6 protein-coding genes are annotated in these 4563 nt (G+C 67.9%); 4 read left to right on the top strand and 2 right to left on the bottom strand.

Annotation, left to right across the window (positions count from 1 at the left end):
* Positions 1-255 precede the first annotated feature (255 nt).
* Positions 256-459 (top strand): transposase, encoded by a 204-nt coding sequence (locus ACIQMX_RS42295; protein WP_402487020.1) that lies wholly within the window; start codon positions 256-258, stop codon positions 457-459.
* A gap of 12 nt (positions 460-471) precedes the next feature.
* Positions 472-1692: a transposase gene (locus ACIQMX_RS42290; protein WP_402487018.1), complete on the top strand. Its 1221-nt coding sequence runs from the start codon at positions 472-474 to the stop codon at positions 1690-1692.
* 182 nt (positions 1693-1874) lie between these two features.
* On the opposite strand, the gene ACIQMX_RS42285 is transcribed toward ACIQMX_RS42290, so the two are convergent.
* Complete coding sequence (locus ACIQMX_RS42285) at positions 1875-2423, bottom strand: hypothetical protein (RefSeq protein ID WP_402487016.1); 549 nt, start codon at positions 2421-2423, stop codon at positions 1875-1877.
* A 239-nt stretch (positions 2424-2662) separates the two neighbouring features.
* On the opposite strand from ACIQMX_RS42285, the gene ACIQMX_RS42280 reads away from it, so the two are divergent.
* Both ACIQMX_RS42280 and ACIQMX_RS42275 read left to right on the top strand, forming a co-directional pair.
* Positions 2663-3562 carry a hypothetical protein gene (locus tag ACIQMX_RS42280; protein ID WP_402487014.1) on the top strand — a complete coding sequence of 300 codons (900 nt, stop codon included), beginning with the start codon at positions 2663-2665 and terminating at the stop codon, positions 3560-3562.
* Entirely contained in the window at positions 3513-4040 is a 528-nt protein-coding gene (locus tag ACIQMX_RS42275; RefSeq protein ID WP_402487011.1) for an IS5 family transposase, read from the top strand. Before ACIQMX_RS42280 ends, ACIQMX_RS42275 begins: the two co-directional genes overlap by 50 nt.
* Here ACIQMX_RS42275 and ACIQMX_RS42270 read toward each other — a convergent pair.
* Positions 4035-4370 carry a hypothetical protein gene (locus ACIQMX_RS42270; protein ID WP_402487008.1) on the bottom strand — a complete coding sequence of 112 codons (336 nt, stop codon included), beginning with the start codon at positions 4368-4370 and terminating at the stop codon, positions 4035-4037. The two genes, ACIQMX_RS42275 and ACIQMX_RS42270, sit on opposite strands and share 6 nt — an antisense overlap.
* Between the last annotated feature and the right edge of the window lie 193 nt (positions 4371-4563).

The following is a 4563-nucleotide window of genomic DNA, read 5'->3' as shown; positions in this document are numbered from 1 at the left end:
CGTTCCGATCCTGAGGGGTGGGCGTCGAACGGGAGTCTCGTTCGGGTGACCGTGGCCGGCTGCGGGCATGAAGGCAGGGCCTCTTGGTAGCTCGGAGTTGCGAAGCCAACCGAGATCCAGGGGACCCTGTTGCCGCAGTTGTACGTGCTCGCGCCGGCGGAGTTCAACTCGGCTGCTCTGTCGTGTGATTGTGTCGCTCACCGGTTCGGGAATGCGGCCGACCATCCAGAGCGTGTTCGGCGGTATCCCTCGGACATGACGGACGCGGAGTGGTCTGTGGTCCGGCCGCTGCTGCCGGTGCCGGGCTGGCTGCGAGGTCGGGGCGGGCAGCCGGAGGCGTACTGCCACCGGGCGATACTGGACGCGATCCTCTATCTGGTCGACAACGGAACGAAGTGGCGGGCCATGCCGGCCGACTTCCCTCCGTGGGACCGGGTCTATGCGTTCTTCCGCCGCTGACGCGACCACGCGTTGGTCAGAGAGTTCCACGACCGACTGCGTGGCCGGGTCCGCGAGGAGGCGGGGCGGGGTGCGGAGCCGACGGCCGGTGTGATCGACTCGCAGTCCGTCAAGGCGGACGCCGTCGTCGGCGCGGACAGCCGCGGTTTCGACGGCGGGAAGCTGGTCAACGGCCGCAAGCGGCACGTGGTGGTCGACACGCTCGGCCTGCTGCTGGGCGTCATGGTCACCGCGGCGGACATCGGCGACCGCGCCGCAGCGAAGGTGCTGCTCGAGCGGGTGACCAACGCTCACCACCGGCTGGAACTCGTCTGGGCTGACGGCGGCTATACCGGCAGCCTCGTCGAGCACTGTCTGGCCGGCCTCGCGCTGGTCCTGGCGATCGTCAAGCGGAGCGACGACATGCGCGGCTTCGTGGTGCTGCCCAAGCGGTGGATCGTCGAGCGGCTCTTCGCCCACCTGATGCTGTCGGCGTACACCCGTATCTGCTCAGGACGGTACAAACAAAGGTGCTCAGCTCCCTTGGCCAAGACGAGGGCGCTCGGCGTAATCCGGAGGCGGTATGGGCGAGGATCCGGAACACTTCGCCGAGTGATCGCGATGCAGCCCGTCCTGGAGATCTACACCCCTGATGGCTTCGACCTCTGGCCTGTCGCCGAGATCGAGCCGTTCGACTTCCTTCCCCTCAGCGGTGAGCTCTCACCCGCTGAGGTCGGGACGGCGGTGATGCGCATCGCGGGCTGCAACGACATCGACCCCGACGACGACCGGCCGCCGCGTTCGGCCGACGCACTCGGCTCGTTCCTCCACGGACTGCTGACCTTCGACTCCCTCTTCGCAGCCGGCGGCCTGCGGGTCACCAACAACTCCACAGGGGTGACCTTCGTGCCCGGCTGCTGCGACGGCCTGGAGGACTGGCGCGAGTGGCACCGGTTCGTCGACGAGGGCAGCCTGCTCGGCTTCGGTCACGAACCCGTGTCACCGCTTGCGGAGCGCTTCGGCGACACCGTCCGACTCACCGTCAACAACGAGCAGACCGACAGTCCAATGATCGAGCTGTCCGCCACCGAGCTCCGCCACCTGCTCGCCGGCGCCGAACGCGACCTGACCGACTTTCTCGCACTCGCAGCCGACTGGACCTCCAGGCACCTGCCCGGCCGCTGCGGTCCCGTCACAGCCGCCCTCGCCCGTGTTCTCGACCTCCCCGTGCCGACCGAACCGCTGGAGCCGTAGGACAGCGGTCCCGGTCCGACGGGGCCGGGATGTCATCGTGTCCGACGCGGTGAGCATGTTCGTGTGTACCTGCCTGAGCACTTCGGCCTGTACGCCAACAGATGCGAAGCCGCCGTCTGGTGCGTGACTCGAACGATCCACGAGCAGCGCCGAGGCGATGATCTACTGGTCGATGACCATGATCATGACCCGCCGCCTGGCCCGCTCACGTTCCGCGCGAGGGTGAACCGGCCCGGTGCCGGCTCGGCCAGCCAGCCCCGCGCGACCAGGCGTTTCGCCTTCGACCGCAACCCCTCCACCTTGGCCGGCACCACATCCAGGCCGAACACGGCTGCCATCTCCTGACAGGGCAGCGGCCCTTGCCCTAGACGGACCCGATCCTCGACCGAGGCCAGGATGCGCTGGTAGTCCACCGACAGTGCCGTCGCGGCCAGCCCTTCGCGCCACATCGGAACCTGCGACCTCGCCTTCACCGCCAGAGGCGGAGATGCCTCCACCTCGGCTCCCGTCACAACACCCTCTGGCACGTCGGTGGCGACCACGCCGGCTGAGTCACTGCCCGGCGCGGACAGTACCGCACCGACACGCTCGCGGGCGATCCTCCACTCCGACCACTCCTGCTCGGCCACCGCGAGCTCGGCCTGGATGCGGTCCGCTTCCTCACGCAGCCCGTCCACGCGACGACGAGCGGCAAGCTCGTGCTGTTCCAGTAGTCCGACCATCGACGGCATCCGCGACCTCCACGAGAGCGACGAAACGACACCCCATCACTCCCACACCGATGCCACCCTCACCCCTGACCAGCGAAAACACAGTCGTCAGACTCGGAAAGACAACAGCGTCTCAGTGCACGGGACGCATGCGATCTCGGGGCCCACACCACGGGAACGGCACACGCCTCAGCCCCCAGCCTCAGCGTGGACTGCGAGGATGAGTCCCGAACCATCTGTCAGAGAAGGGCGGAGGGAGCATGACTCCAGGAGGGCTGCGTGGCCGACTGCTCGTGGTCGACTTTGACTTCTTCTTCCACAACACCTACGAGGGCGCCGCTGCTCCCCAGCGCGGCGATGCAGCTCTCTACGACTGGGCCCACGCGGAGAACGACATGCTGCGCGAAACCGTCTGGCCATTCCGCGCGGATGATTTCATGCGGCACGGCATCGAACCTCCCCGTTGCGAGGGGTACCAGAACTTCTGGGACCGGTTCACCTTCACCAGCGACAACCCGCCCTTGTTCTACGCAGACTCCAACCTCTACGCAGGCCGGCTCACCCCCCGCCACTACGCCCTGTTCGACCTGACAGCCACCGCGTGGCAGGCCATCCACCTCTTCGACGCCCACCACGACAGTGGCTACCCCCACGATCACGGCCCACAGTCCTTCGAGGAATGGGCCGAACTGGGAGAGTTCTCGTGCGAGGACTGGATGCTCGTCCACCACGCCAACGGCAGCCGGCTCCGCCTCACCTACCCGGCCTGGCGCCCGAACGGCGAGTCCCGCCCACCCATGATCCCGCTGCCTACGAACGTCGACGACGCAGGAGCGGTGACGACGCCGTTCGACGCCGTGTTCCTGTGCCGGTCGGGGGCCTGGGTGCCCTCTTGGTGCGATGACCAGTTCACAGCACTGCTTGCCGCCTTCCCCGGCCGCGCTCACCTCTTCCCCGGCAGCCAGTGGACGCACCCACGGCCGGACCCCCTGCCCTACGCCCGACGCATGACCGAGATCTTCTCCGAGCTACGCGCCCGCGCCGAGGCGCAGACCACGCCCACGCTGCCCACACCCGCTCCGCAGCCAGCCTCCGCTCCGGGACACCCTCGTGAGCACACACTCAACCCTGAACAGGCCCGCACCCACCCGCGGCGTTGAGCCACTGGGACGCTCGCGCGGCGGGTTCACCACCAAGCTGCACCTGGACGTCGAACAGGGCCAGAAGCCCATGTCGATCGTGGTGACCGCCGGGCAACGCGGGGACTCGCCGCAGTTCGAACCCGTACTGGAGAAGGTCCGCGTGCCCCGCATCGGGCCCGGCCGGCCGCGCATCCGCCCCGACCGCGTGCGGGGCGACAAGGCGTACGCCTCCCGCGAGAACCGCGCCTACCTGCGCCGCCGCGGGATCCGCTGCACCATCCCGGACAAGGCGGACCAGGCCCGCAACCGCCAGAAGCTCGGCTCCCGCGGCGGCCGGCCGCCGCACTTCGATCCGGCCGACTACCGCGAGCGCCATGCGGTCGAGTGCGGGATCAACCGCCTCAAGAGAAACCGCGCTGTCGCCACGCGCTACGACAAGCTGGCGGTCCGCTACGAGGCGACTGTGCTGGTCGCAGCGATCAACGAGTGGCTATGACCCTGCCTCGCGCGTCATGACGTAGGTGTTCCCAATGTCGGGATCGCCGTAGAAGAAGAACAGCTTCAGCTCGTCGTGCTGATCGCGGTCCACGTAGAAGGACCATGCGTACGTCGACGGGGTTTCAGGAGTCGAGGTGTCGGTGGCCGGCAAGGGGGAACGGCTCTCCACTCGGGTCCGGCCTGTCAGCGCGAGTCGGACGACCTGTCCGCCGTCGTCGTCTGTCAGTTGCCAGGTGCCCTTACCGGAGAGGCGCCAGCCGTCATCGAAGTCGAAGTCCTGCCCGTCGAGCTTTTCGAGAAGGGCAGTCCCGTCTTTGCGAAGCAGCACGCGGGTCCCCTCGACGTTTTCCCATCCCCCAGCGACTTCGGCCGCCGTGGTGTCGTGGATGCCTGTTCCCTCGTAGTACTGATAGGGGTTGCACGCCGTCAGAGTGCGGGATGTGGCGTTCCGCCGGTCTTGTCATCGCTCGATGGTGTGACGTTGGGGCATCGTCGCCGGTCAGGCGTTCGGGGTTCGCTTG

This window comes from Streptomyces sp. NPDC091416 (assembly GCF_044756845.1).
In the GTDB taxonomy this organism is placed as follows: Bacteria; Actinomycetota; Actinomycetes; order Streptomycetales; family Streptomycetaceae; genus Streptomyces.
This window is presented reverse-complemented; position numbering and strand designations above follow the sequence as displayed.